The sequence below is a fragment of the Curtobacterium sp. ZW137 genome (assembly GCF_003762905.1).
Taxonomy (GTDB): domain Bacteria; phylum Actinomycetota; class Actinomycetes; order Actinomycetales; family Microbacteriaceae; genus Curtobacterium.
Window position 1 is genome coordinate 495,497 of sequence record NZ_RJKS01000001.1, and the last position, 24,331, is coordinate 519,827.

Genomic DNA, 24,331 nt, shown 5'->3' on the forward strand with positions numbered 1-24,331 from the left:
GTGCCTCGAGCCATGGCGCTGGTGGGCTCCCGATGGCTAGCATTCGGCATGGCCACGCAGAGCCCGTTGGGTGCGTACCTCCGAGCACGTCGCAGCCTCACCGCGCCCGCCGACGTCGGGATCACGGTCGACGGTCAGGTGCGCCGGGTGGTCGGGCTGCGCCGGGAAGAAGTCGCCATCCTGGCCGGCATCAGCACGGAGTACTACCTCCGGCTCGAGCAGGGGCGGGAAGCGCGACCGTCGGACCAGGTCCTCGACGCCCTGGCCAGAGCGCTCCTGCTGAACGACGCCGCCCAGGCGTACCTCCACGAACTCGCGCGTCCGGCGAAGACCACGGCGACGGACGCCGCGCGTCGAGACGACGTCGACGAGGACGTGCGCTGGCTGATCGAGTCGTGGCCCCGCACCGCCGCGGTGGTCCACAACCGGTACCTCGACGTCCTCGCGACGAACCGGCTCGCGCCGGCGCTCAACCCCAACTACCGGATCGGCGTGAACAACCTCATCTCGCTGTTGACGGACCACGGCGAACGCGCGCTCCACGAGGGGTGGGAGGCGCTCTGCGCGCGGACGACCGCGCTCGTCCGGTCGATGTTCGGGCAGCGGCTCGGCGATGCCCGCCTCACCGCCCTCGTGGCGGAGCTCTCCGCGCGCAACACGCACTTCCGGGATGCGTGGCAGCGCAACGACGTGTCGACGTCGTCCAGCGGTGAGCACGTGCTGCGCCATCCGCAGACCGGGCGTCTCGTCCTGCACTACGCACGGCTCCCGCTCCCCGGGACGGACGGTCAGAGCATCTGGCTGTACCAGGCAGAACCCGGGACGCCCAGCGCTCTGGCGCTCGAGACCCTGGCGCTCGCGGCACCGGTCGTGTGATCCCGTGCGCTTCACTGGTAGGAGCGGGGACAGGCAGCGCCGCCCGGATCGCCCTACGGTCACGTCATGGACCTCCACCTCACCGGCAAGGTCGCCGTCGTCACCGGGGCGAGCAAGGGCATCGGTCTCGCGATCACCGAGGCGCTCGTCGCCGAGGGAGCACGGGTCGTCGCGGGTGCCCGCAGCATCACCGACGAGCTCGTCGCACTCTCCGACTCCGGGCAGGTGCTCGCGGTCCCGGTCGACCTCTCCACCCCGGACGGCCCCGCTGAACTGGTCGCTCGCGCAGCGCACTTCGGCGGTCTCGACGTCCTCGTCAACAACGTCGGAGCCGTCACGCCCCGGACGGACGGGTTCCTCGCGGTCAGCGACGAGGACTGGTCGCGCACCCTCAACCTGAGCCTGCTCGCACCCGTGCGCACCACCCGAGCCGCCATCCCCCTGCTGCTCGAGCGCGGCGGCGGCAACGTCGTCACGATCGCCTCGGTGAACGCGTTCCTGCCGGACCCCGGTGTCATCGACTACTCGGCGACGAAGGCCGCCGTCTGGAACCTCTCGAAGTCCCTCTCCAAGGAGTACGGACCGCAGGGCATCCGGTTCAACACGATCAGCCCCGGACCGGTGTCGACGCCGCTGTGGCTCGGCGACGGCGGCGTCGCGGCAACCGTGGCCGCGGCGATGGGCGTGACGCCCGAGGAGGCGCGGGAACGGATCATCGCGGAGGGCGGCGGGTTCTCGACCGGTCGCTTCACCGAGCCGGCCGAGGTCGCCGACCTCGTCCTCCTCCTCGCCAGCGATCGTGCCGGCAACGCGACCGGCGCCGACTTCCTCATCGACGGCGGACTGACCAAGGACCTGTGACCGCCCCGCGGACGTCGCCGGGCGCACCACTCTCGAAGGAGCAACCATGTCGAAGACCCCGGTCGTGTTCATCCACGGCCTCTGGATCCACGCATCTGCCTGGCAACCGTGGATCGACCTGTTCGCCGAACACGGGTACGACGCGGTCGCGCCGGGGTGGCCCGGCGACTCGGACACCGTCGACGCGACGCGCGAGGATCCCGACCGTCTCGACGACGTCGGGATCGAACAGATCTGCCGGCACTACGCCGAGATCATCGACACCCTGGACACGAAGCCCATCGTGATCGGCCACTCCTTCGGCGGTCTCATCGCCCAGGAGCTCCTCGCGAACGGGTTCGCCGTCGCCGGGGTGGCCATCGATCCGGCACCGATCAAGGGCGTCAAGATCCTGCCCTTCTCGCAGCTCCGGTCGGGCTTCCCCGCGCTCGGGAACCCGAAGAACAAGCACCGCACCGTCGCGCTGACCGCGAAGCAGTTCCGCTACGCCTTCGGGAACGCCATCAGCGAGGAGGAGTCCGACGCGCTGCACGCCGCGTGGGCGATCCCCGGACCGGGTCGGCCGCTGTTCGAGGACGCGGCCGCGAACTTCTCACGCAACTCCCCGGCGACGGTCGACACCCACACTGCAGGGCGTGGGCCGCTGCTGCTGACGTCCGGAACCGAGGACCACACCGTCCCCGAGTCGGTCACGCGCGCCGTCGTCCGCCTCTACGGTGACAACCCCGACGTGGTCACCGAGTACCGGGAGTTCGAAGGCCGGGGGCATTCGCTGACGATCGACAGCGGCTGGCGCACGGTCGCCGACGCGACGCTCGACTGGCTGGCGGCGCAACGGCTCGAGGGTGCCGACGACCAGGTGACCGCGCAGTAGTCGCGCGGACGGTGCCGCGTGCCCAGCTAGCGGACGATCCTCGCCGTCGCGATCCTCGCCTCCTTCGTCGCCTTCCTCGACGGCTCGATCGTCAACGTCGCACTGCCCGCCATCGCCGACGAGCTCGGCGGCCGGGTCGGCACCCAGCAGTGGGTCCTGGACGCGTACCTCCTCGCGCTCGGTGCCCTGATCCTCCTCACCGGGTCGCTCGCGGATGCGTTCGGCAAACTGCGCGTCCTGCGGACCGGGCTCGTCGTCTTCGGCCTCGCGTCCGTCGCCTGCGCGCTCGTCCCGACCGCTGGGCTGCTCATCGCCGCCCGAGCCGCGCAGGGGATCGGGGCGGCGTTGCTCGTCCCGAGCTCGTTGGCGCTGATCACGGCGGCCTTCCCTGGCGACTCGCGGGGACGGGCGATCGGGACCTGGACGGCGTGGACGAGCACCGCGTTCGTCGTCGGACCGCTCCTCGGCGGCGCGCTCGTCGACCTCGTGGGGTGGCGATCCGTCTTCGCCATCAACGTGATCCCGATCGTGGTGACGCTGGCGCTCCTCGGCCGGTCGAGCGATCCGGAGCGCACCGACCGACGCCCGAGGATCGACGTGCTCGGAGCCGCCCTGGTCGCAGTGGGTCTCGCCGCTCTGGCGTTCGGTCTCATCGAGCAGCAGGGCGCCGGCTGGGGGAGCCCGGTCGTGGTGGTGTCCCTGGCGATCGGGGTCGTCGCACTCGCGGCCTTCCTCGGGTGGGAGCGTCGCGCCCCGGAGCCGTTGCTGCCGATGGCGCTGTTCCGGATCCGGGACTTCCGGTTCGGCAACCTCGCGACCACCGGCATCTACGCGGGGGTGTCGCTGGGACTCCTCGTCGTCGTGCTCTTCCTGCGGGAGGTGGCGGGCTGGCCCGCCACCCTCGCGGGGCTGGCCACGTTGCCGATCGCGGTCGCGTCGCTGCTCCTCGCGCGGTTCGCCGGTGTGCTCGCCGGGCGCTTCGGGTCACGGGTGTTCGTGACCGCCGGGTGCGGGATCAGCGCGTGCGGGTTCCTGCTGATGCTGAGCGCCCGCCCGCCGGTCGACTTCCTCTGGCAGCTCCTGCCGGGGCTGCTCGTCTACGGCGTGGGCCTGGCGGTGACGGTCGCGCCGCTCACGACGGCGGTGCTCGCCGCGGTGCCGGCCGAGCGGGCCGGTGTCGCTTCCGCGGTCAACAACGCGGTCGCCCGTGTCGCCGGTCTGGTCGCCATCGCGTTCCTCAGCACGATCACGGGGCCGGCGATCGACACGGCCGGGTTCCACCGGACGCTCGTCGTGACCGCGTGTCTGTTCGCGGCGGCGGCCGTCGTCGCCGCGCTCGGGCTCAGCCGGCACGCGTCGGCGGCTCCCTGGGCGGGAGCGCCGGCGGCGGTCCCGGCGGACGCGACGGCGAACTGCAACGACCGCGCCGTCCCCGCCGGGCTGCACGTGCCGAGCACCCGAGCGCGCCCGTGACGGTACGGTCGGCGGTGTCGGCGGCCCCGACCCGTTCGGTGCCCGTGAGTGAGGTGGTGCACGATGCCAGACGACCGTGACGACCCGGAGCGTGTGACACCGCTGCCCGAGGCGATGACCGGACGCGCGAGCCCCGCGAAGGCCGCGGAGGGGGACGAGCCCGTCTTCGCCTACCTCGCCTCGCTCCCGCAGCCGCAGCGCGGGATCGCCGAGGCAGTGGACGCGCTGGCGGCCGCCACACTGCCCGAGCTGCACCGCGCGGTGAAGTGGGGCATGGCGTACTACGGCGTCGGCGAGGGCTGGTGCTTCAGCTGCGGTGGCTTCGCCGGGGACGTCAAGGTGATGTTCATCAACGGAGCGAGCCTGCTCGATCCGGTGCCGCCGGTCACCCCGATCGGGATGGGCAAGGCGACGCGGGGCGTGGAACTGCGGACCGCCGACGAGCTCGACCACGAGCAGGTCGCCGCGTGGATGCGTCAGATCACCGCCGTCCCGGGCATCGGCGGCAAGCGACGCTAGCGGCCCAGCCCGCCCAGCCCGCCCAGCCCGCCCAGCCCGCTCAGTCGGGCAACCGCTCGGCGAGCCCCGCACGCTCCGGCGCCGCCGGGAACGGATCCGCGAAGTACTGCGTCTCGTGCACGACCAGGTCGCCGACGAACTCCATGATCGACACGGTCCGCGTCGGCACCCCGTCGTACGTGATGACGCACTCGCTGACCCAGAGCGGGCCGCTGCCCACGATCCGGCGGACCGCGAAGTGCCGTTCGGCCGGGTGTCCACCGCGCTGTGCCGCGATCCGCTCGCGTCCGCGGAACCGCTCGCCGGACTGCGGGTAGTCGAGGACCGCGTCGTCGGCGTACATCGCGTGCTCCGCGGTGACGTCACCGCGCTCCGACGCACGCCAGTGCTCCTCGACGATCGCCCGGCGGTCCGGCGCACCGTGGAGGTCCGTGCCGCCGACGTCGTCGAGGTCCATGTGCACAACCTAGGACGGGGCGGGCTCGATCACTAGAGCGGGGCGGCAGCGGCGCGAAGACGGCTCCAGGTCACCCCTTCCGGGTGGGGCAGACGGCCGCGGAACGCAGTGGGATGCTCGTCATGAGCGACGCAGTGACGACCAGCGGCATCGATCGATCCCTCCTGACCAAGGCGTACCTGTACGGCTTCCCCCTGGTGTTCAACCTGGAACAGGTGCGGCGCTACGTCCGGACCGGGATCGGCGCGGTCCCGGCGGCACCGTGGAACACGTTCGGGCATGCCCGCACGCTCGCCGGTCCCGCCGACACCTTCGTCACGATCAACAACGACACCCTGTACTCGATGGCCCAGATCGACGTCAGCGTCGGGCCGGTCCGTCTGCGTGTGCCGGACACCGCCGGTCGCTACTACGTGCTGCAGTTCGTGTCGGCGTGGACGGACAACTTCGCCTACGTCGGACACCGGGCGACGGGGACCGCCGCGGGGGAGTTCCTGCTCGTCCCACCGGGCTGGAGCGGTGACGCTGCAGATGCGTCCACGGCCGAGGCCGACCTCGCCGCGACGACCGTGATCCACTTCCCGACCACCGTCGCGTCCATCGTCGGGCGCTGGGCGGTCGCCGACGGTGACGACCTCAGCACCGTGCACGCGCTGCAGGACGCCACGACGCTGACACCGGTGGCCCCGGCTGCGGTCCCGGTCGGACTCGCCGAACCGGACGCCGGCGTCCCCGATGCGGTGGCGTTCCTCGAGGAGCTGCGCGTCTGGTCGCAGCAGTTCCCTCCCGCAGCGCGCGACCTCGAGTTGCAGCGCTCGTTCGGTCCTGCCGGCATCACCGCGCCCTCGAGTTCCTACCTCGACCTGCCGGAGGCGACGACCGAGTCGCTCGCCGACGGGATCGCTGCCGGACACGCGGCGCTGGAACACGCACTGTCGTCGGGAGCGAGCCCGCAGGTCAACGGGTGGAAGCTCACCCTGCACGCCTTCGACTACAACCTGGACTTCTTCGAGGTCGGTGCCCTCGACGACGAACGGTTCGAGATCGCCGACCCGGAGCTCCGGATCGTCGAGCGAGCCGCGGCCGCGCTCGGTGGCCTGTGGGGGAACCACGCCTACGAGGCGGCGTACATCATGACGTACGTGGACGACCACGACGAACAGCTCACCGGCAGTCGGACCTACGCACTCCGCCTCGACCCCACGCCGCCGGTCGGTGCGTTCTGGTCGCTGACGATGTACTCGGTCCCCGACTACTTCCTCGTCGCCAACCCGATCGACCGGTACTCGGTCGGCGACCGCACACCGGGGCTGGTGCGGGACGAGGACGGCGCGCTGACGATCACGATCAGCCACGAGCCACCCGCCGACCCGAACGCGAACTGGCTGCCGAGCCCGGCGGGGGACTTCCGTCCGATCCTCCGGATGTACGAACCGGACGACGCGGTCCTCGACGGGGAGTGGACTGCGCCGCCGATCGTCCGGCGGACCTGACCCCGGCGGACCTGAACCCGCCGGCCCGGCCCGGCCCGGCCCGGCGTCAGGCGGTCGCCGAAGCCCGACGCGTGCGGGCGCACACCATGCCGACCCCCACGAGCGCCGCAGCGATCACCGTCAGCACCACGCCGGCGACGGTGATCCCGCCCTCGAACGTCGCGAGCCGCTCCGGCGTCCACGACGTCGTCGCGATGCTCCCGGACACCAGTGCCGCGAGGATCGTGCCGATCGCCGCGATGCCGAACCCGTTCGCGATCTCGCTCGCGGTGTCGACCAGTGCGGCCCCGACGGACGTCCGGTTCGCCGGCAGCCCCTGGATCACGTTGTTCCCGGCCACCACGCCGACCACCCGCATCCCGGCGGCGACGAGCACGATCGCAACGACGATCCACCCGTACCCGGCGCGGCCGCCGACGGCGAAGACCGCGAGTCCGGCGACCACGGCGCCGGCGCTCATCCACGCGGCCCGCCCCAGCCCGACCCGCTGGACGAACGGCCCGACGAACCGCCCGCTCGCGAGCAGCACGACGACCTGCGGCAGCATCGCGAGCGCGGCCAGGGACGGCGCCCAGCCCCACGCGAACTGCAGCTGCAGCGTGACCATGTAGGACAGTCCGGACACGGCCAGCCCGGCGGCGGCCTTGTAGGCGAGTCCGCTCGCGACGAGCGGGCGGGTGAGCAGCGTCAGGTCCAGGAGCGGCTGGGCCGCGGTCCGCTCGCGGAGCACGAAGGCGACCGCGGCGAGCAGGGTCACGGCCACACCGGTCCAACCCGGCCAGGAGGCTGGGCTCGCCTCCACGAAGAGGGTCGGGGTCACGAGTGCCCCGACCAGGGCCGTGGTCCCGATCACCGCGCCGGCCACGTCGATCCGGTCGGGATGGAGGTCCTCGGCCCGGTCGGCGGGCACGCCGAGCCGGATCCCGACGAACGCGAAGAGGGCGATCGGCACGTTCACGAGGAGGAGCGCCTGCCACGGGGCGACCGCAAGCGCGAACCCGCCGGCGGTCGGGCCGATCGCGAGGCCGACGAGCCCCGCGGTGGAGATCACGGTGAGCGCGCGGATGCGGAGCGACTCGACGTCGAAGAGCCGGAACGCCAGGGCCATCGACCCGGGCGTCGTCATCGCCGCGGCGATGCCCATCACGACCCGGACGGCGATGAGCTCACCGGTGGTCGTGACGAGGGCGGTCGCGAGGCTCGCGAGCCCGAGCAGGACGAGCCCGACGAGCATCACGCGCCGACGGCCGAACCGGTCGGCGACCGCGCCGAAGAGGAGCATCAGGGCACCGAACACGACCGAGTACGAGCCGGTGACCCACTGCAGTGCGGTGGTCGACGCGTGCAGGTCACGGCCGATCGTCGGCAGCGCGACGTTGAGCACCGAGTTGTCGAGCATCTCGAACAGGAAGACGGCGGACAGCCCGGTGAGGGCGACCCATGCGTCCTGGAGCCGAGGGGCGGTGGGGGTACCGGTGGAGACCGGGGAACGGGTGGACACGTGCACTCCTTCGATGAAGAAGTGGCGACTCGTCCGAGACCGCGTGTACTTGCCCTGCCGGCGAACCGGCGAGGCCTTTTGCCCTCTGCCAGAGAGGCTAGGCCCAGATCGCCCGGTTCACAACCCGAAGCCACCGTCCGACGTGAGGACCTGCCCCACCATCCAGCTGCCGGAGGCCGTTGCCAGCCACCCGATGAGCTCCGCCGGGTCCGCCGGCGTCCCGACACGACCGAACGGGGTGCTCGCGATGTACGCGTCGAGGTCCTCGAGCGAGCGGTCGGTCGTCTCCGGGTCCATGTATCCGGTGTTCACCGGGCCCGGGTTGATCGTGTTGAGGATGATCCCGAGTTCCAGGAGCTCCGCCGCGACCGTCGCGGTGACCCCGGCGAGCGCCGCCTTGCTGGCGGCGTAGGCGACCTCGCCGCGCATCGCGCCGGAGATCTGTCCGGAGGTCATCCAGAACACGTGTCCCTGCGCCTCGGTGTACGGGCCGTTGCCGACGATCCGGTCCCCGGGTCGCCGCGGTTCCTCGGGCTCGGGCGCTCGGAGTCGCGCGAACTCGGCGGTGAGCAGCAGCGTCGAGCGGGTGTTGACGTCCCAGAAGGCGCTGAGCCGTTCGGGCGTCATGTCCAGGATGCTGCCGTCGTCGCCGCTCTTCGCGTGGTTGCAGACGAGCACGTCGAGCGTGCCGGTCAGCGCGGTCGCCGCGCCCACGACCTCGGGGATGCTCGCGGGGTCGGACAGGTCGGCCGCGACGTCGGCGAAGCGCGCGCCCTCGGTGAGGTGTTCCCGGACGCCGGTGCGGACGGCGTCGAGGTCGTCACCGCCCCAGGGGAGATCGAGGTCGTGCGGGCGGTGGTGGTGGATGACGACGCTCGCGCCGAGGGACGCGAGCTTGGTGGCGACGGCGAACCCGATGCCCCGGCGCCGTGAGACACCGGTGACGAGGGCGGTCTTGCCGTGCAGGGGAAGGTGTGCGGACATGGTGAACCTCTCGATCGCGCCCGGGACGGCGCAGGGATGGGAATCGGGGACGGTTCAGCGGCACTGCATGAGGAATACCCTAGCGGCGGACCGGTGAGGTGACCATGTCGAAGACGGTGCTCTACATGTCCATGTCGCTCGACGGCTTCATGGCCGGACCGAACGTGCGCGACGACAACGGGCTCGGCGACGGCGGTCCGCGACTGCACGAGTGGGTGTTCCCGCCGGAAGGCGAGGTGAACACCCGCGTCGTGGCGGAGTTCATGGCGACCGGCGCGGTCGTCGCCGGTCGCGGCACCTTCGAACCCGCCGGGGGCTGGGACGGCGACCACCACGACGGCGTCCCGATCTGGGTCCTCAGCCGGAACCCGGATCCCGCGTGGGCGGAACGCTGGCCGCGGGTGCACTCCACCGACGACGTCGGGGAGGCGTTCCGCGCGGCGCGGGACGCAGCCGGGGACCGGGACGTCCTGGTGCACGGTGCGACCGTGGCGCAGCTCGCGATCCGGGCCGGACTGCTCGACGAGATGGAGATCCACCTCGTCCCGGTGCTCTTCGGCGGGGGACGGCGACTGTTCGAGCACCTCGGCGTCGGGCAGCGCGAGCTCGAGCGCGTGCGGGTCCTGGCCGGCGAGGGCGGCGTCACGCACCTCCGTTACCGGCTGGCATCCGATCCCTCGTAGCCGGCGGTGGTGAGCGGACCGGATGCCATGGTCGCGACCAGGAGACGGACGGGAGGCCCGGTGCCAGCTGGCACCGGGCCTCCCGTCCGTCGTGCAGCGCGTTCAGCGCGTTCCGGACGTCACTCGGTCGTCGCGACCCAGTCGATCAGCAGGTGGCCGGAGGCACCCCAGTTCCCGACCTGGAACATGTACCGGTGCGGGGTGGTCGGGACGTCCTTCGTGAGCGTCTCGAGGACCGTGCCGTCGACGCTGTAGGTGACCGACTTCCCGGGGACCCAGTCCACGGTGTACGTGTGCCAGTCGCGCCACGAGACGCCGGTGCCGACCTGGGCGCGGTCGGCCTCCTGCCCGGGGACCATCGAGTGCTGGAAGGCGGAGGGGACGTCCTCGAAGTTGCCCTCGGGGAAGTCGATCTCGCCGTCCGACCAGGTGCCGGACGTCGGCCACAGCATGAACGCCGCGCCGTTGCCGTCGCCGCCGGTCGCCTTCGCGCGGACCGAGAACGAGCCGCCGACGTGGCCCCACGCCCCGGCGACGGAGCCGAACGTGCCGGCGGTGCCGGAGCCGTTGCCGAGCGTGACGTCCATCACGCCGTCGTGCACCGAGACGGTCTTGCTCGGGGCGTAGATGCCGGACGTGCCGTCCGGGTACGGCTGCCAGGACTGCGGGTACGCGGCCGCGACCTGGCCGGTGGCGGCGTCGGTGTCGAAGGTCTCGACGAACGAGGCGTCCGGGGCGTCGGCGGCGCCGGTGTCGGTGCTCGCGTCGGTCTCGGGGGTGGCCGTCGCGCTGGGCTGCGGCGTCGTCGTGACCGTCGGGGCGATCGGCTGGCCGGTCGCCGTGGCGGATGCGGACGGGGTCGGGTCTTCCGAGGGCGTCGCCGTGTCGCTCGGTGTCGGCGTGGTCGTCGGTGTGCTCGGCGCCGAGGGGGAGGCCTTCGGTGGGGCGTGGTGGTGTCCGCGGCCGCCCCACCAGGTGTGGGCGGAGGCGGCGGTCGGGACACCGATCACGAGGGCAGCGGTGGTGGCTGCGGCGACGAACACGCGGCGGCGGGTCACCGGGCGGTCCGTTCGGGCGTGGTGGTGGGGGTCGTGTCACGCATGGGCGTGCACGTGCTTCGAGTCGAGATGTCGGGCTCCTCGTGGGCTCGGGCGCGGGAAGCGGGCAGGTTCGGACACGTCGTAGTGGGTGACGCGTCCCCGAACATCTTGCCTCATCTGTGCCCCGTTCGGGGGCCGTCACGCGATCCGCGGCACCCCGGTCCGGCGCGACGGGGTCACTCGCGCGGCGCCCGGATCACGCCGCCGCTGTGCACCGGACGCACCTCGACGCCACTGCCCGGGGTCCGTGCGACCGGGTTCGTCGCCGCGATGCGGACCGCCTCGTCGAGGTCGGTCGCCTCGATGACGTAGAAGCCGGCGACGATCTGCCCGGTGTCGACGAACGGCCCGGGCGTGGATCCCTCGACGCGGACCGACACGGCGTACTCCCGCGGGGTCAGTGCGTAGGCGACGAGCATCGAGTCGGCGGCCAGGAGCTCGCCGGCGTGGTCGTCGCACTCCTTGATGTCCTCGGGCGTCGCGTCGGGCGCGTGGGCGGAGTCGGGTGCGTAGATCAGGGCTGCGAAGAGCGGCACGTCATCGTCCTTCCGTGATGGGTGATTCCTACACCCCTCCGGCATCGCCGGTTGCGCGCGCCCGCTCCTTGATCGCGAGGATCACCGCGGTCTTCGCGTCCGCGTAGTCGTTCATGTCGTCCCAGTGCCTGCGCAGCAGGGCGCGCTTGGTGTCGGCGTACAGCGCGCGGTCGGCCGCGTCCCGGCGCAGGTGGTCACGGAGGAGCAGGTACTCCTGCACCGCGGCGTCACCCCGCTCGTAGACGTGCACGTGGACGTCACGTGCCGGGGTGCGGACGAGCCGGTGCCCGGGCTCCCGGACCCGGAGTTCGTAGCCGGCGGCGAGGAGCGGGTCGAGGTATCCCTGCTCAGCGGTGATGTCGTCGACGGCGACCACGATGTCGATGATCGGCTTCGCGGCCAGCCCGGGGACGGACGTCGACCCGATGTGCTCGATGTCGACGTCCGTGCCCGCCAGTGCTCGGCTGATCCGCTGCCGGTGCTCGGCGTACACGTCCGGCCACCGCTCGTCGTACTCGTGGAGCTCGACCGCGACGGGCTCGGGGCCGCCGACGACATCGACCGTGGTGACGTCCTCGTGCGCGCTCATCGCTGCATCATCCCAGCAGGGACGCGCGTGCTGTGTCGACCCCGTGTCGCTCGAGCTGCCAGTCCGGGCGGACGAAGTCGTCCCGGGCCAGGCGGACACGGACCTCGTCGACCGTCTCACCGGGTCGGGTCTGCGACCGCGTGACCCCGTTCCGCTCGTAGCCGAGCTTCTCCGAGACGCGGAGCGAGCCATCGTTCCACGCGGCGGCGCTCGACTCGGCCCAGTCGGCGTCGAGGTCGTCGAACGCGAAGGTCAGCAGCGCCGCCCGCATCTCCGTCCCGAGTCCGACGCCCTGGTGCGCTGACGCGAGCCAGGAGCCGCTCTCGACCGTCCTCCGCGCACCGAACCGGCGCGCGTGCAGCTCCTGGACGCCGATGGGGGCGCCGTCACGGAGCACCGTGAAGGACACACCCCACGAATCCGGAGTCACTCCGGCGCGGAGCTTCCAGTGGTACTGCGCCAACGACCGTGCCAGGGCATCGGGTTCGGCGTCCGTCCACGGGACGCCGAACGGCATCCGCGCCGGATCGTGCACCCCGGACAGCGCTGCCTCGACCAGGCCGGGCAGGTCCTCGTCCCGCACCGGTCGGAGCTCCAGTCGCGGCGAGACGAGCCGGAGCCCGAACAACGGCCACACGTGTGCAAGGTCCATCGACCAACGATACGAGGCCCGCGCGTCCCGTGACGGCGCGCCCGCGTGGGCACCTAGCCTGATGGGATGACCGACGCCCCAGCCGCATCCGTTCCCGCCGACGATTGGGAAGCGCAGGTCGCGGCGCTGTGGTCGGATGACTCGCTCGGCGACGAGGAACGGCTCGGCGCGATGCGCGATCTCGCTGCTCGCGCGCCGCACCCGGCACTCGGCGCGTTCGAACTCGGCGGAGCGTTCGACTCCGCGGGGCACGAGGCCGAGGCCGACGAGCAGTACGCGCGCGCCACGGCCGACGGCCTCGGCACGATCGACCCCGAGCGCGCCGCCCAGCTCGTGGTGCAGCACGCGTCGACGCTGCGGAACCTCGACCGCGTCGACGAGGCGATCGCGATGCTGCGCGACGCACCCGCCCATCCCGCGACCGGTGCTGCGCCGCGCGTGTTCCTCGCCCTCGCGCTGCACAGCGCCGGTCGGACGGACGAGGCGCTCCGTGTCGCGATCGAGGCCGTCGAACCGACGCTGCCGAGGTACCACCGCTCGGTCCGCGCGTACGCGGCGGCCCTGACGGACGGGTAGTGCGCCGGATGGGGGCTCGACGTGTTGCGCTGGTCACTGGCGGGTCGGTGATCGTGGCCGCCGCCGCGGTGGCCGCGCTGCTCGTGTCGGGGATCGTGTGGCCGACGCGGGTCGCGGCGCTCCGGTACCCGGTGCAGGGCGTGGACGTCTCGGCGTACCAGGGCGCGATCGACTGGCCGGTGCTCGCGCGGCAGCACATCGACTTCGCGTACCTCAAGGCCACCGAGGGCGCTGGCACGCAGGACTCCCGGTTCGCGGCGAACTGGTCAGCTGCCCACGAGACGGACCTGCTCGTCGGGGCGTACCACTTCCTGAGCATCGACAGCTCGGGCGCTGCGCAGGCCGCGAACGTCTTCGCGACCGTCGATCGCCGGAGCGGTGACCTCCCGCTCGTCGTCGACGTCGAGTGCTACGCGGCCTACTGCGACGCGCCGCCGTCGCGAGCCGAGGTCCGTGCGGTGCTCGACCCGCTGCTGGCGGCGGTGGAGCGGCACTACGGACGCCCCGCCGTGCTGTACGCGACGCGGGACTGGTACGAGCGCTACCTCGCGGACGCCTACCCCGACAACCCGATCTGGTTCCGGTCGGTCCTGACCACACCGCACGTCGACGACGGCCGCGACTGGACGTTCTGGCAGTGGTCCGCCCGCGAGCGGCTCGACGGGTACGACGGCGACGAGGCGTTCATCGACCGGAACGCGTTCCGCGGCAGCCGGGCCGACCTCGACGCGATGCGGCTGCCGTGATGGACGCGTGGCAGGACCCGGGCGACGACGTCGACCTCTTCCCCGAACGCACGGATCGGGCCGCCGGTCCGGACGGCACCGCGTCACGGTTGCCGCTGATCATCGGGTGGACGGCCGTGCTCGTCTCATCAGTGGTCAACGTCGTGCTGCTGGCCGACACGCGGTCGCCGAGTGCCACGGCGATGTTGCTGGGCGGTGCCGTCCTGGCACTGGTCGCGATCATGGTCGTAACCGTGTGCGGCACGTACTCGAGTCGTAACCGGTGGTGGCTCGTGCTGGCGGGAGTGGTGCTCGCCTTGTCACCCGTGGTCGGTGTGGCGTTGGCTTCGATGGACGCCGCTAGCGTGCACTGAGCTCAGCGAGGACCACGCGTGTGATGCCGGCCCTGTCCTGACCCCCGCGGTCGATGAGGAGCGAGCGCATTCCGGCGGCTCGGGCGCCGTCGATGTCGGTCTCCGGGTCGTCGCCGACGAACACGCAGTCGGCCGGCGCCACGAACAGCGCGGTGGCCAGCGCGGCGAAGGCACGCGGATCGGGCTTCTGCACGCCGATCGACTCGGACACGCAGATCGCGTCGAACTCGTCGGAGAGCCCGATCAGATCGAGCTTGTCGCGTTGCTGCGATTCGATCCCGTTCGTCAACAGGCCCACTCGGTATCCGGTCGACCGGAGTTGGCGCAGGAGCGACCGGCTGTCCGGGAACGCCCGCCAGGCGCCCCGGTAGGCGCGCAGGTACTCCTCGAACAGCGCATCCAGGTCGTGGTCGCCCGTCGGCAGCTCGACGCCGAGCGGCGGGAGGACGGCACGGAGCCGCGCCCGGCGTTGCTCCTGGAAGCTGATCTGCCCGCTCCGCCAGCGTTCGAACTCCCGCTGTTCCGCCGTGAACCAGGAGGTCACCGCCACTTCGGTCGGCTCCACGCCGAGCGACCGGAAGAAGGACTCGACCCCGTCTCGCGCCGACCCGAGGTGGTCGAAGAGCGTGCCGTCGAGGTCGAACCCGACGGCGCTCACGCCGACCAGAGCCATCGCAGCGCGTCCGGGAGGAGCACCCCACCGTGGTTCGGACTGTGACCACCGTCCCCGACGACGAGACGGACGTCGTACCCGGCTCGCGCGAGTGCCGACGCAGTGTCGAGGTTGTCAGCGAACCAGTTGTCCTCGCGCTGGTCCCAGTCCAGGTCGCGGTGTGCGGCCTGGAGGAAGATCTTGATCGCCCGCGCGTCCCCGTTGGCGAGCAGCGACGGGTACGGATTCCCCCCGGGCATCTGCGCGAAGCTCGCGTTGAACGTGATGACACGCCCGAAGCCGTCCGTCCGCCACCAGGCTGCGGTGAGTGCCGCGTTCCCGCCACTGCTCCCACCGCAGATGCCGCGCATCCTCGGGTCCGACGAGATCCGGAAGCGCGCTTCGACGAGCGGCAACACCTCGTCGAGCAGGAAGTCCGCGTACTCGGAGTCGAACGCGTCGTACTCGGCGTTCCGGTGCTTGGTCGCGACGCCGTCCGCGTTGCGCATGCCTGGGTCGACGAACACACTGGTCATCGCGGTGATGTCGTCCGCTGCGGCGAGGTTGTCGAGAACAGTCCCGCCGCGGACGTCGCCATCGGGGTCGAGGTACCACCAGCCGTCGTTGAAGACCATCACCGCGGTTTCGTCCTCAGCTGACAGCCCAGCCGGCCGGTGCACCCAGATCCGGCGGGACGTGCCCGGGAAGCGACGGCTCGGCGGCATGTGCAGCTCGACGACCGTCCCCGGCGCGACTCCTGCGCGCGGCTCCGAGTCCGGGCCGTACTCGTAGGTGACGTCGACCTGGGAGGTCGGGATGGGGGAGTACCGCACCGTCGTGGCCACGCGTCGACTGTACCGAGCGGTCGTGCGAGGATCGAGCCGTGGGGGAGAAGATCGTGCTGCCGGCCGGGGCTCCGGAGCGGGTGGAACTGGAAGCAGGCGGCTGGACCGTCGTCGCCCGGTCCTTCGGGGCGAAGCTGGATGCGGACCGGATCGACCACGCGAGGCTCAGTGCGCTCGTGTCGCGAGCAGCCGGCCCCGTGCGTGAGCTCGACGCCGGCGACGTCGACGCGGTCCTGCGACTCGACGCCGTCACGGCGGACGACTACCCCGGGAGCATCGCCACCCAGCACGAGCCGCTCGACCGCTCGACGGCGATGCCGTCGGACTCGCGACGGGCCTTCGGCGCCTTCGCGACCGACGGGCCGCTCGTCGCGATGACCTACGTCGACGTGGACGGAGCCGCTGCTGAGACCGGCTTCACGGTGGTACACCCCGGGGCTCGACGTCAGGGACTCGGTGTCGCGGTGAAGGCCGCCTCGGTGCTGCAGCTGGTCGCGGACGGGGTCGCACGATTCCGGACGGGTGGCTCACTCGAGAACACCGGCATCCTGCGCGCGAACGACGCGCTCGGCTACGTCCGCGACGAGGAGTGGGTCACCCTCGAGCGCCGGTGAGCCAGAAGAGCGAGGACGTTTTCGTCAGCGACGGTGACGAATCCGGTTCTGCGAGCACGGGAATCCTCGACCGGATCCGTCAAACAGGATTCGGAACCTGCTGCTCCGCCGGCGACGTCACGGCCTTCGAGCGCGTGGCCGATCAGGTTCACGATGTCCGGCCCGCGCGAACCGGATCGGTCATCCTGCGATCGGAACGTGCGTGCCCGTCACGCACGGGTGCGCTGCAGGAGTCGATCGCACGCGAGCACCGCGGCGCCGAGCAGGGCACCCGCGACGGCCCAGATCGCCACGGTGACCGCGATCCCCGCCGGCGGCAGCGCGGTGACGGAACTGGCGAACCCACCGGACGTCGGGAACTCGGTGATCGGCGCCGTGAGTTCGATGACGGGGAACATCACCCCGGTCACCGCCGACACGAACGCCGCACCACCCGCGGCGACCGCGGCGAGGGGGACGAGGAGCACCGGGCGCCGGATCCACGTCGCGACCGTCGCCACCATCAGCCCGAGCAGCGCGCCGGTGGTGACGCCCCACACCCAGTCCTGGTCGAGGGGGACCCGACCGAATCCCGCGCCCACGAACGTCCCTGAGCTCGGCAGGCCGGAGAACCACGGGTCGTTGCCACGCCGGAGCCACCACCCGAGCAGCCCGGCCGCGCCACCGAGCACGGTCGTGAGCGCGATGCGTCGGACCGTCGCACCCGTTGGCCGGTGCACGGGACGCAGCACCGCGGTGAGCGACGTAACGGTCCCGCCGAGTGCTCCGACGGCGGTGAGGACCAGCGTCGCCGTGTTGAACACCGTGCTGTCCAGCGGCAGGAACATCAGGTACCGGGAGGGAAGGACGTCCGCGACGTAGCCCCAGCAGCAGAACGCGACCAACGCGAACGCGACGAGGAGCAGCTTCCGCGGGCCTCCGGTGCGCGAGAGCACCGGGGCGAACGGGGCGACCAGTGCTGCGAGCACCGTGCCGACCGCGGTCGCGACCAGGACCAGCGCCGGACCGAGGGCAAGCGCCCCGACGACGAGGAACCCCGTGTCGTTCCGCCCCGCGGCGGCGACGAACACGGCGACCGCCAGCCAGAGCGCCGCCGCGCCGACGATGCCGGCTCGGTACCCGATGAGGGCACCACGGCCGATGATCCTGCTGCGCATCCGACCATCCTGGCCGATGACCAGCCCCGCCACGGTCAGGCCGGCAGGACGATGACCTTTCCGGACACCCGCCCCTCGCTGGCTTCGGCGTGCAGTTCCGGCAGGGCGGTGAGGGGGATGCGCCGCGTGACCTCGACCGTGAGCGCGCCCTGGTCGACGAGCGTCGCGAGTTCTGCGAGGCGGTCGCGGTTGCTCAGCACGAACACCGTCACCGACCGCACCCCGCGGGACGCGTCGTCCGGAGCGGCCATCCACGCCGTGGTGCTGACGACGACGCCGCCGTCCCGGACGAGACCGACGAGCGCCACGAACTGGTCGGGCTCGATCGGGGCGAGGTTGAGGAGCACGTCGACCTGATCCTCGACGGCGGCGAGGAGGTCCGTCGCCGTGTGGTCGACGACCTCGTCCGCCCCGGCTGCGCGCACCGCGTCGATGCTCCGCGGGCTCGCGGTCGCGACGACGTGCACGCCGGCACGCTTCGCGAGCTGGACGGCGTACTTGCCGACGACACCACCGGCGCCGACGATCAGCACGCGCTGCCCGGCCCGGAGTCCTCCGTCGTCGAACAGTGCCTGCCACGCGGTGAGCGCCACGGACGGCAGGGCGGCCGCGTCGGGGAGCGGGATGCTGGTGGGCGCCGCCGTCAGGACCGATGCCGGAGCCACGACGAACTCGGCCGCTCCGCCGTCCAGCTCCATCGGGAGGAAGCCGAACACCGCGTCACCGACGGCGAGCCCGGTGACGTCCGGACCCACCGCGTCGACGGTGCCGGACACGTCGTAGCCGGGGACGTGGGGGAGGACGACCGGGATCGGGAGGAACCCGGCCCGCATGCCGTTGTCCGCCGCGTTGAACGCGGACGCGGCGACGCGGACGCGCACCTGACCCGCACCCGGCACCGGCTGGGGGACGTCCTCGATCCGCAGGACCTCGGGACCGCCCACCTCGTGGAACCGTGCTGCCTTCATGATCTGCTCCGTTCACTTGTGCTTCGAGTTTGAAGCAACTGACGCCGACGCTAGCACTGCTTCGAACTCGAAGCAATGGGTAGGATGAGGTCATGGAACTGACGCCCACGCAGCTCTCGGCCTACTTCGCCTTCACGGAGGTCAGCAGCCTGCTCCGCCACGCGGTCGAGCGACAGCTGCGCGACGTCGGGGACCTCAGCTACGTGCAGTTCCAGCTCCTCGCACGCCTCGGCGACACCCCGGGCGGGCGGCAGCGGATGACCGACCTGGCGGACGGCGTGGTGATCAGCCGCAGCGGGCTCACATACCAGGCGCAACTGCTCGACCAGCGGGGACTCGTCACGCGGGCGCCCTCGCCTGAGGACGAACGGAGCACCGTCGTCGCGATCACCGACGCCGGTCGGGACGTCCTCGCGGCGGTGTTCCCCGGCCACGTCGAGACCGTGCACAGCCTGCTGTTCGCCACGCTGTCGGACGCGGACGCCGACGACCTCGCGCGGATCCTCGGCCGGGCGAGCGAGCACCTCCGCGCCATCCCGCCGCGCTCAGCCGCACCCCGCAGGCGGAAGTGACGTCCTCGGCGAGCCGTCAGTCGTGCTGCGCGGAGTCCCACCAGTCGAGCACCCGCGTGCCGATCAGCGTGAGCCACGGCGACGCCTCGCCCGGCGGGACGTCCTCCGCGAACCAGACCCGGCCCGCGTGCACGCCGTCCTGCACCCAGCGTCCGTCAGCGCCCCGGGCGTCGCGGACCAGCTGGACCGCGTCCGCGAGTCGCGGGTCCGGAACGGTGCCGTCGACGAGCGCGGCGGCGCGGAAGTGGTCCAGCGCACGCAGCGCGCTGTAGACCCACCGGAACGGGTACGTGAAGTGCGCCGTCCACGGTCCGACCGGTTCGCCCGTCGACAGGCGGCGGAGCAGGTGTCGTTCGAGCAGGTACTCCTCACCACGGTGCCGTGAGTGCCGGAGCGCATCGCTGCCGCCGGTCAGCTCCTCGTGCGCCAGCAGCCCCTCGATCACGTTGAGCGTCGAGTGGAACGAGGACCGTGTGGAGCCCTCGACCCACTCGCAGTTCCAGCCCCCGTCCTCGAGCTGGTGCGCCGGCAGCCACTCCGCGAGCCCGTCCACATCGGCCCCGAGCCACGCCCCGTTCGCGAGCGTGAACCCGTTGATGCAGCAGTCGTCCTCGCCGTTCCAGTACGGCGCGTCGTTGTACTCCCAGCGGCTGTTCCGGGCGAGGAGCTCGGCGGTCCCGGCGAGTGCCGCCGCGTCGACACCCCACCGGCGCAGCGCGTTCAGGGACCAGGTGGTCGCCGTCCACGGCTGGCCCTCGGCGTCGTCCACGTCGCCCTCGACGTCGTGCCCGGCGTCCTGCGCCGGGAAGTACGCCCCGCCGGCCCACTGGCCGTCCTCGTCCTGCAGCGCGAGGAGCCGCGCCCCGAACCCGGTGGTGGGCACCGTGGCGCGGGTCGCGCGCCATCGCTCCTCCGGCGCACGCAGCACGTCTCGCTCGACCTGCCAGCGCACCGCCGGGTCGGTCTCCAGCAACCAGTCGACGAGGGCGGGTTCCGCAGCCATGGACGGAGGCTACGCCGGACGGGAGGCTCGGTGCCAGGCCGATCCGAGCCTCCCGTCCGCCTGTCGGTCGCGTCTCGTCACCATGCCGGCCGGACTAGCGCTCGGTCGCCGCCCGCAGGATCCACGTGCGGAACTCGACGGCGAAGTGCTCCAGGTGCTGCTCGACGACCCTTGGTGCACAGGACGCCGGCAGCGTGACGGAGAGCCGGGCGGTGAAGCCGTCGGGCTCGTCGACGAACGTGTTCGCGATGGAGCCGATGACCGTCCCGTCGGCCAGCAGCATGTGCGACCGTCGACCAGCGGGTGGCTCCGCGACGGGGAGCTCCTGCTCGACGACCAGGCTGTCGTCCCACGGGTGCATGAAGAACGAGCACACGTACTCGTCCAGGGTCTCGACGATGTTCACGTCCTGCCCGGGCTCCGCGTGGATCGCGTAGTGCTCGGGGTGGCCCGCGAGCATGACGTCCTCGCGGGCGAACGCGGCGCCGAGCCACGCCCCGAACTCCGCGGCCGTGATGCCGCGCGCACGGAGCGTGGTCGTGCCCGTCGTATCCTCGCCGCCGGAGCGTTCGAGGTGGCCGCGGAGGAACGCGTCTCCCGCGGCGATCTCGTCGGCCAGGAGCTCGAGGAGCCGCGCGCGTCCCGCCTTCCGCTTCAGGAGCGCGAGTGCCCGGCGGGCGGAGAACAGCTCGAAGCCGTCGATCGTGGCGTCGGTGTCCTCGCCCGCCAGGCGGACCGTGGCGGCGGTCACCGCGCTGCCCGGACGGGGAGCTGCAGGTACGAGGCGTGGTCGCCGCCGGTGTGCACGACGTGCGCCCCGGAGTTCGCACCGACGTACTCGCGGATGGCCGGCATCAGCGTGCCGAGGAGGTTCCGCGAGCTCACGATGAACCGCAGCTGTTCCCCCGCGTGGAAGCGCAGCCCGACCGGGAGCAGGTCGATCTCGATCTCGGCGATCTCGCCCGGGGCCAGCTTCTCGACGCGGTCGAAGGTGTGCGCGGGGACGTCGTCGGTCGTCAGCGTCTCGTCGAGGTGCCGGGCGGACACGCGGAGCCTGCCGTCGGAACCCTTGTAGCGGAGGATCGTCGCGCCGTGGTCGGTGAGGTCGTGTGCGATCGCAGACTGGTTCGGGACGGTGAACGCCTGCAGCGGCGTGCCCCACCGGTCGGTCTTCTGGACGAGCACGAACAGGTCCATGTCATCGGCGCCGCGAGCCTCGACGAACAGGTGTGCCTTCGGGTGGCCGACGAGGACGGTCTCCTCGTCGAAGCGGGTGATGAACGAGACGGCGTCCGGGTTCGCGTCGACGGCGTACGACGCCTCCGCTGCGTCGGACGGCGCGCTGGTGGACAGGGTCCGGGTCCGTGCGTCGAGGAAGTACTTCGTGGAGGTGGCGTCGGCCGGCGGGAACGAGTCGGCGGGGACCGCGACCTCGTCGCCGCCCTCGAGGTCGAGGACCGAGTACCGGACGGTGGGGGTCCGCTCCCACCCGTTGTCGACGCCCTTGAGGAAGTGGTCGAAGAACCGGCGGAGGTCCTCGACGTTCGCCTGGTCGTAGTAGTCCGGCCACTCCTGGCCGTTGTGGATCCGGAGCCACTTCTCGGTGCTCGCCATCCGGTGCCAGGCGCGGAATGTGCCAGCGGTGTGCAGGGTGTTCGAGTAGCTCGCGACGACGTACGCCGGGACGGCGATCTTCGCGAAGTCGGGGATCTTCTGCTCCCAGAGGTCCGTCATCAGCGGGTACGCCTCGACCTCGGCGAGGATGTCCTCCTTCTGGCCCTTCCCGAAGAAGCTGCCGTCCTGGAGTTGCTGCGCGAACCCGGTGTCGGGCATCCCGCCGCGCATCACGAGGTCGCGGTAGACGTCGCTGACGCCTTCCCACGGGTTGATCGCGACGAGGTGCGGCGGCTGCTCGGCGGCGGCGAACCACTGCGAGACGGCGAGGTAGCTCGTGCCGCTCATGCCGACCTTGCCGTCGCACCACTCCTGCTCGGCGAGCCACTCGATGACGTCGTACGCGTCGCGGCCGTCCTGGCGGTCCCAGAGCACGCTGTCCCCTTCGGACTGGTCGATCCCGCGGTGGTCGACGTTGCAGATCGCGTAGCCGTGCTCGACCCAGTACGCCGGGTCTGCTCCTTCGAACTTCTCGAGCCCGGACACGGTGCTGTTCGGCAGGCCGACGAGTCCGAACACGCCCATCACGCTGGGGGAGGTGCCCTGTGCCTTGCCGTAGGGGCTCCACGCGAGGATCACCGGGACGGGGGTCGGCGCCGTCCCGGTCGTGGTCGCGGGTCGGAAGACGTCGACGTGGATGGTGGTGCCGTCGCGGAGCTGCATCGCGACGTCCTTGTCGAACACCGTTTCCACCGGCAGCGGCGCGAACTGCGGCGCGATCCTGAACCCGGCCTGGAGCGTGCGGGTGCCGGGCTCGAACGGGGTGAGCACGCCGGTCCGGGCTGCGGGCAGCGGCGTCGACGGGGTCGTGATCCTCTGGTCGGTCATCGTGATCTCCTTCGTGCGGGAGTCCTCCGTGGGCTCGTCGTCGTGGCGAGCGTACGTCCGATCTCGCCGAAACTCAACACGCGTTGAGAACGGATTCCGGCGTCGGGTAGATTCGGCGCATGACCTCGGAGAACCAGCCAGCGCAGGCCGGCCGCGTCGGGCGTCGTCCCGGTTCGTCGAGCACGCGGACGACGGTGCTCGCCGCCGCCAGCGCGCGGTTCGCCAGCGACGGCTTCGCCGCGACGACGATCCGGCGGGTCGCGGCGGACGCCGGGGTCGACCCGTCCCAGGTGATGCAGTTCTTCGGGTCGAAGGACGACCTCTTCGCTGCGGTGATGGCCGTGCCCGCGACCGCGCTCCGGCGCTTCGACACGGCGTTCGAGGGGCCGGACGAGCGCCTCGGCGAGCGCGTCGTGCGGGCGTTCCTCGAGGCGTGGGAGGGGCCGGTCGAGGAGTCCGAGCCGCTGATGGCGATGCTCCGCGGGGCGGTGGTGAACGACGAGGCCAACAAGCAGCTCCGGGACTTCATCCAGGCGCGGCTCGTCGCCGGGGCGGGGCGCGGCGGGACCGAGGTGGCCGAGGACCGGGCGCTCCGCGCCGGGCTGGCTGCCGCGATGCTCGTCGGGATCGTGACCGGCCGTCGGGTCATCGGCGTCCCGACGCTCGTCGAGGCCGACCACGACGCCGTCGTCGCCGTGGTCGGGCCGGCGATCCAGCACGTCCTGGTGGGCCCGGCCGACTCCTGAGGCGCGGCCGCGGGGCGATCCCGGGTCAGGCGCGGTCGTGCAGGGTGACCTGGTAGCCGTCGGGGTCGGCGAAGGTGAACGTCCGGCCGAACGGGCCGTCGATCGGCGCCGAGACGATCGTGTGCCCGTCGGCGACGAGGGCGTCGTGGATGTCCTGCACGTCGGTGGCGTGCAGCCAGATCGCCGCGCCGATGCCCGGCTGTGGCACGGACGCGAGGTCGGTCCCGGGCACGATGTCCCGCAGCGCGAAGGCGATCGGAGTCGTCTCGAACACGACGGCGTGCGGCGGGCCCGCCTGGGAGCGGACGAGCCCGAGGTACTGCTCGTAGAACGCCTGCGACGCGTCGAGGTCGCGGGTCTGCAGGGAGATGAAGTCGGGACCGGTGACCGGCATGGTGTGCTCCTTCGTGTGGTGTCAGTCTTCTGACACGAGGCAACCTATGTCAGACTACTGACATGAGTCAAGACGGAGCGGCGATCGACCTCGAGACCTCGCTCGGCTACCTGCTGAAGGAGGCGTCGAGTGCACTGCGGGTCGCGATGGAGACGGTGCTGCGGCCGCTCGGGCTGACCGTGACGCAGTACTCGTGCCTCGAGCTGCTCGCCCAGCGCCCCGGGTTGTCGAACTCCGACCTGGCGCGAGGCGCGTTCGTCACCCGGCAGTCGATGAGCGTGTTGCTGCAGGCGTTCGAGCGGGACGGCCTCGTGGTCCGGGCGGCCGAACCCCCGGTCGGCAAGGCACTCCCGACGCGTCTCACCGACGCGGGGCGACGGACCCTCGGGCAGGCGAGCGCCGCGGTGCGCTCCGTCGAGGACAAGATGCTCACCGGCATGACGGGGGACGAGCGGACGGCGGCGTTCCGGAGCCTCCAGAGCATGATCCGCTCCCTGCGTTGAGGGCGACAGCGAGACCGGATCGCAACACTCGCTCGTCAGGAACGGCAGGAGACTGACACTGCATGGGTAGGGGCGTCCTCAGACGCTCCGTCCGGGAATCCG

29 protein-coding genes are annotated in these 24,331 nt (G+C 71.8%); 14 read left to right on the forward strand and 15 right to left on the reverse strand.

Annotated elements, in window-relative coordinates:
• The first annotated feature begins 48 nt into the window (after window positions 1–48).
• The 5 genes from EDF55_RS02265 (at window position 49) to EDF55_RS02285 (ending at window position 4,603) form a co-directional block, all read left to right on the forward strand.
• Window positions 49–876 (forward strand): helix-turn-helix transcriptional regulator, encoded by an 828-nt coding sequence (locus tag EDF55_RS02265; protein ID WP_123653304.1) that lies wholly within the window; start codon window positions 49–51, stop codon window positions 874–876.
• A 66-nt stretch (window positions 877–942) separates the two neighbouring features.
• Window positions 943–1,737 carry an SDR family NAD(P)-dependent oxidoreductase gene (locus tag EDF55_RS02270; RefSeq protein ID WP_123653305.1) on the forward strand — a complete coding sequence of 265 codons (795 nt, stop codon included), beginning with the start codon at window positions 943–945 and terminating at the stop codon, window positions 1,735–1,737.
• Between the two features lie 46 nt (window positions 1,738–1,783).
• The gene (locus EDF55_RS02275) at window positions 1,784–2,611 is read left to right on the forward strand and encodes an alpha/beta hydrolase (protein ID WP_123653306.1); all 828 of its coding nucleotides are present in this window, start codon (window positions 1,784–1,786) and stop codon (window positions 2,609–2,611) included.
• Between the two features lie 51 nt (window positions 2,612–2,662).
• Entirely contained in the window at window positions 2,663–4,084 is a 1,422-nt protein-coding gene (locus tag EDF55_RS02280; protein WP_260235825.1) for a DHA2 family efflux MFS transporter permease subunit, read from the forward strand.
• A gap of 63 nt (window positions 4,085–4,147) precedes the next feature.
• Window positions 4,148–4,603, forward strand: a complete 456-nt coding sequence (locus EDF55_RS02285) for a DUF1801 domain-containing protein (protein WP_123653308.1) — start codon at window positions 4,148–4,150, stop codon at window positions 4,601–4,603.
• 40 nt (window positions 4,604–4,643) lie between these two features.
• Here EDF55_RS02285 and EDF55_RS02290 read toward each other — a convergent pair whose 3' ends face one another.
• Window positions 4,644–5,060, reverse strand: coding sequence for a nuclear transport factor 2 family protein (locus tag EDF55_RS02290; protein ID WP_123653309.1), 417 nt, complete (start codon window positions 5,058–5,060; stop codon window positions 4,644–4,646).
• A 122-nt stretch (window positions 5,061–5,182) separates the two neighbouring features.
• On the opposite strand from EDF55_RS02290, the gene EDF55_RS02295 reads away from it, so the two are divergent.
• The gene (locus EDF55_RS02295) at window positions 5,183–6,553 is read left to right on the forward strand and encodes a DUF1254 domain-containing protein (RefSeq protein ID WP_123653310.1); all 1,371 of its coding nucleotides are present in this window, start codon (window positions 5,183–5,185) and stop codon (window positions 6,551–6,553) included.
• A gap of 46 nt (window positions 6,554–6,599) precedes the next feature.
• On the opposite strand, the gene EDF55_RS02300 is transcribed toward EDF55_RS02295, so the two are convergent.
• Together EDF55_RS02300 and EDF55_RS02305 are read right to left on the reverse strand one after the other, a co-directional pair.
• On the reverse strand, window positions 6,600–8,054 hold the full coding sequence (locus EDF55_RS02300) for an MFS transporter (protein ID WP_260235736.1): 1,455 nt from the start codon (window positions 8,052–8,054) through the stop codon (window positions 6,600–6,602).
• Between the two features lie 117 nt (window positions 8,055–8,171).
• On the reverse strand, window positions 8,172–9,038 hold the full coding sequence (locus EDF55_RS02305) for an SDR family oxidoreductase (protein WP_123653311.1): 867 nt from the start codon (window positions 9,036–9,038) through the stop codon (window positions 8,172–8,174).
• Window positions 9,039–9,142: 104 nt separating this feature from the next.
• On the opposite strand from EDF55_RS02305, the gene EDF55_RS02310 reads away from it, so the two are divergent.
• Entirely contained in the window at window positions 9,143–9,721 is a 579-nt protein-coding gene (locus EDF55_RS02310; RefSeq protein WP_123653834.1) for a dihydrofolate reductase family protein, read from the forward strand.
• A gap of 119 nt (window positions 9,722–9,840) precedes the next feature.
• Here the strand turns inward: EDF55_RS02310 and EDF55_RS02315 are convergent, their stop codons facing one another.
• The 4 genes from EDF55_RS02315 to EDF55_RS02330 form a co-directional block, all read right to left on the reverse strand.
• Complete coding sequence (locus EDF55_RS02315) at window positions 9,841–10,779, reverse strand: glycoside hydrolase family 16 protein (protein WP_260235738.1); 939 nt, start codon at window positions 10,777–10,779, stop codon at window positions 9,841–9,843.
• Window positions 10,780–10,997: 218 nt separating this feature from the next.
• Window positions 10,998–11,357 carry a YciI family protein gene (locus tag EDF55_RS02320; RefSeq protein ID WP_123653312.1) on the reverse strand — a complete coding sequence of 120 codons (360 nt, stop codon included), beginning with the start codon at window positions 11,355–11,357 and terminating at the stop codon, window positions 10,998–11,000.
• Between the two features lie 28 nt (window positions 11,358–11,385).
• On the reverse strand, window positions 11,386–11,946 hold the full coding sequence (locus tag EDF55_RS02325) for a GrpB family protein (protein ID WP_123653313.1): 561 nt from the start codon (window positions 11,944–11,946) through the stop codon (window positions 11,386–11,388).
• A gap of 7 nt (window positions 11,947–11,953) precedes the next feature.
• The gene (locus EDF55_RS02330) at window positions 11,954–12,598 is read right to left on the reverse strand and encodes a GNAT family N-acetyltransferase (protein WP_123653314.1); all 645 of its coding nucleotides are present in this window, start codon (window positions 12,596–12,598) and stop codon (window positions 11,954–11,956) included.
• Between the two features lie 66 nt (window positions 12,599–12,664).
• Between EDF55_RS02330 and EDF55_RS02335 the strand changes: the two genes are divergently transcribed.
• The 3 genes from EDF55_RS02335 to EDF55_RS02345 are packed head-to-tail and all read left to right on the forward strand — an operon-like array spanning window position 12,665 to window position 14,273.
• A complete protein-coding gene (locus EDF55_RS02335; protein ID WP_123653315.1) occupies window positions 12,665–13,174 on the forward strand; it encodes a tetratricopeptide repeat protein in 510 nt (169 codons plus the stop codon).
• A gap of 53 nt (window positions 13,175–13,227) precedes the next feature.
• Window positions 13,228–13,920, forward strand: a complete 693-nt coding sequence (locus EDF55_RS02340) for a GH25 family lysozyme (protein WP_260235739.1) — start codon at window positions 13,228–13,230, stop codon at window positions 13,918–13,920.
• Window positions 13,920–14,273 carry a hypothetical protein gene (locus EDF55_RS02345; RefSeq protein ID WP_123653316.1) on the forward strand — a complete coding sequence of 118 codons (354 nt, stop codon included), beginning with the start codon at window positions 13,920–13,922 and terminating at the stop codon, window positions 14,271–14,273. Before EDF55_RS02340 ends, EDF55_RS02345 begins: the two co-directional genes overlap by 1 nt.
• Here the strand turns inward: EDF55_RS02345 and EDF55_RS02350 are convergent.
• Together EDF55_RS02350 and EDF55_RS02355 are read right to left on the reverse strand one after the other, a co-directional pair.
• Window positions 14,260–14,946 carry an HAD family hydrolase gene (locus EDF55_RS02350; RefSeq protein WP_123653317.1) on the reverse strand — a complete coding sequence of 229 codons (687 nt, stop codon included), beginning with the start codon at window positions 14,944–14,946 and terminating at the stop codon, window positions 14,260–14,262. The two genes, EDF55_RS02345 and EDF55_RS02350, sit on opposite strands and share 14 nt — an antisense overlap.
• Entirely contained in the window at window positions 14,928–15,770 is an 843-nt protein-coding gene (locus EDF55_RS02355) for an esterase family protein (protein WP_123653318.1), read from the reverse strand. The genes EDF55_RS02350 and EDF55_RS02355 overlap by 19 nt, the downstream gene beginning before the upstream one ends.
• Window positions 15,771–15,808: 38 nt before the next feature.
• Between EDF55_RS02355 and EDF55_RS02360 the strand changes: the two genes are divergently transcribed.
• Window positions 15,809–16,384: an acetyltransferase gene (locus tag EDF55_RS02360; protein ID WP_123653319.1), complete on the forward strand. Its 576-nt coding sequence runs from the start codon at window positions 15,809–15,811 to the stop codon at window positions 16,382–16,384.
• A 209-nt stretch (window positions 16,385–16,593) separates the two neighbouring features.
• Here the strand turns inward: EDF55_RS02360 and EDF55_RS02365 are convergent, their stop codons facing one another.
• Complete coding sequence (locus EDF55_RS02365; RefSeq protein ID WP_123653320.1) at window positions 16,594–17,541, reverse strand: hypothetical protein; 948 nt, start codon at window positions 17,539–17,541, stop codon at window positions 16,594–16,596.
• Between the two features lie 35 nt (window positions 17,542–17,576).
• Window positions 17,577–18,509, reverse strand: coding sequence for an NADP-dependent oxidoreductase (locus EDF55_RS02370; protein ID WP_123653321.1), 933 nt, complete (start codon window positions 18,507–18,509; stop codon window positions 17,577–17,579).
• A gap of 92 nt (window positions 18,510–18,601) precedes the next feature.
• On the opposite strand from EDF55_RS02370, the gene EDF55_RS02375 reads away from it, so the two are divergent.
• On the forward strand, window positions 18,602–19,081 hold the full coding sequence (locus EDF55_RS02375; RefSeq protein ID WP_123653322.1) for a MarR family winged helix-turn-helix transcriptional regulator: 480 nt from the start codon (window positions 18,602–18,604) through the stop codon (window positions 19,079–19,081).
• Between the two features lie 16 nt (window positions 19,082–19,097).
• Here the strand turns inward: EDF55_RS02375 and EDF55_RS02380 are convergent, their stop codons facing one another.
• From EDF55_RS02380 to EDF55_RS02390, 3 genes are all read right to left on the reverse strand, one after another.
• On the reverse strand, window positions 19,098–20,084 hold the full coding sequence (locus tag EDF55_RS02380; protein ID WP_123653323.1) for a squalene cyclase: 987 nt from the start codon (window positions 20,082–20,084) through the stop codon (window positions 19,098–19,100).
• A gap of 94 nt (window positions 20,085–20,178) precedes the next feature.
• Window positions 20,179–20,835, reverse strand: a complete 657-nt coding sequence (locus EDF55_RS02385) for a hypothetical protein (RefSeq protein ID WP_123653324.1) — start codon at window positions 20,833–20,835, stop codon at window positions 20,179–20,181.
• Window positions 20,832–22,586: a CocE/NonD family hydrolase gene (locus tag EDF55_RS02390; RefSeq protein ID WP_123653325.1), complete on the reverse strand. Its 1,755-nt coding sequence runs from the start codon at window positions 22,584–22,586 to the stop codon at window positions 20,832–20,834. Before EDF55_RS02390 ends, EDF55_RS02385 begins: the two co-directional genes overlap by 4 nt.
• Window positions 22,587–22,705: 119 nt before the next feature.
• Between EDF55_RS02390 and EDF55_RS02395 the strand changes: the two genes are divergently transcribed.
• The gene (locus EDF55_RS02395) at window positions 22,706–23,332 is read left to right on the forward strand and encodes a TetR family transcriptional regulator (protein WP_123653326.1); all 627 of its coding nucleotides are present in this window, start codon (window positions 22,706–22,708) and stop codon (window positions 23,330–23,332) included.
• Between the two features lie 25 nt (window positions 23,333–23,357).
• Here the strand turns inward: EDF55_RS02395 and EDF55_RS02400 are convergent, their stop codons facing one another.
• Window positions 23,358–23,726 carry a VOC family protein gene (locus EDF55_RS02400; RefSeq protein ID WP_123653327.1) on the reverse strand — a complete coding sequence of 123 codons (369 nt, stop codon included), beginning with the start codon at window positions 23,724–23,726 and terminating at the stop codon, window positions 23,358–23,360.
• Window positions 23,727–23,788: 62 nt separating this feature from the next.
• On the opposite strand from EDF55_RS02400, the gene EDF55_RS02405 reads away from it, so the two are divergent.
• Window positions 23,789–24,229, forward strand: a complete 441-nt coding sequence (locus tag EDF55_RS02405; protein ID WP_123653328.1) for a MarR family winged helix-turn-helix transcriptional regulator — start codon at window positions 23,789–23,791, stop codon at window positions 24,227–24,229.
• Window positions 24,230–24,331: the final 102 nt, after the last annotated feature.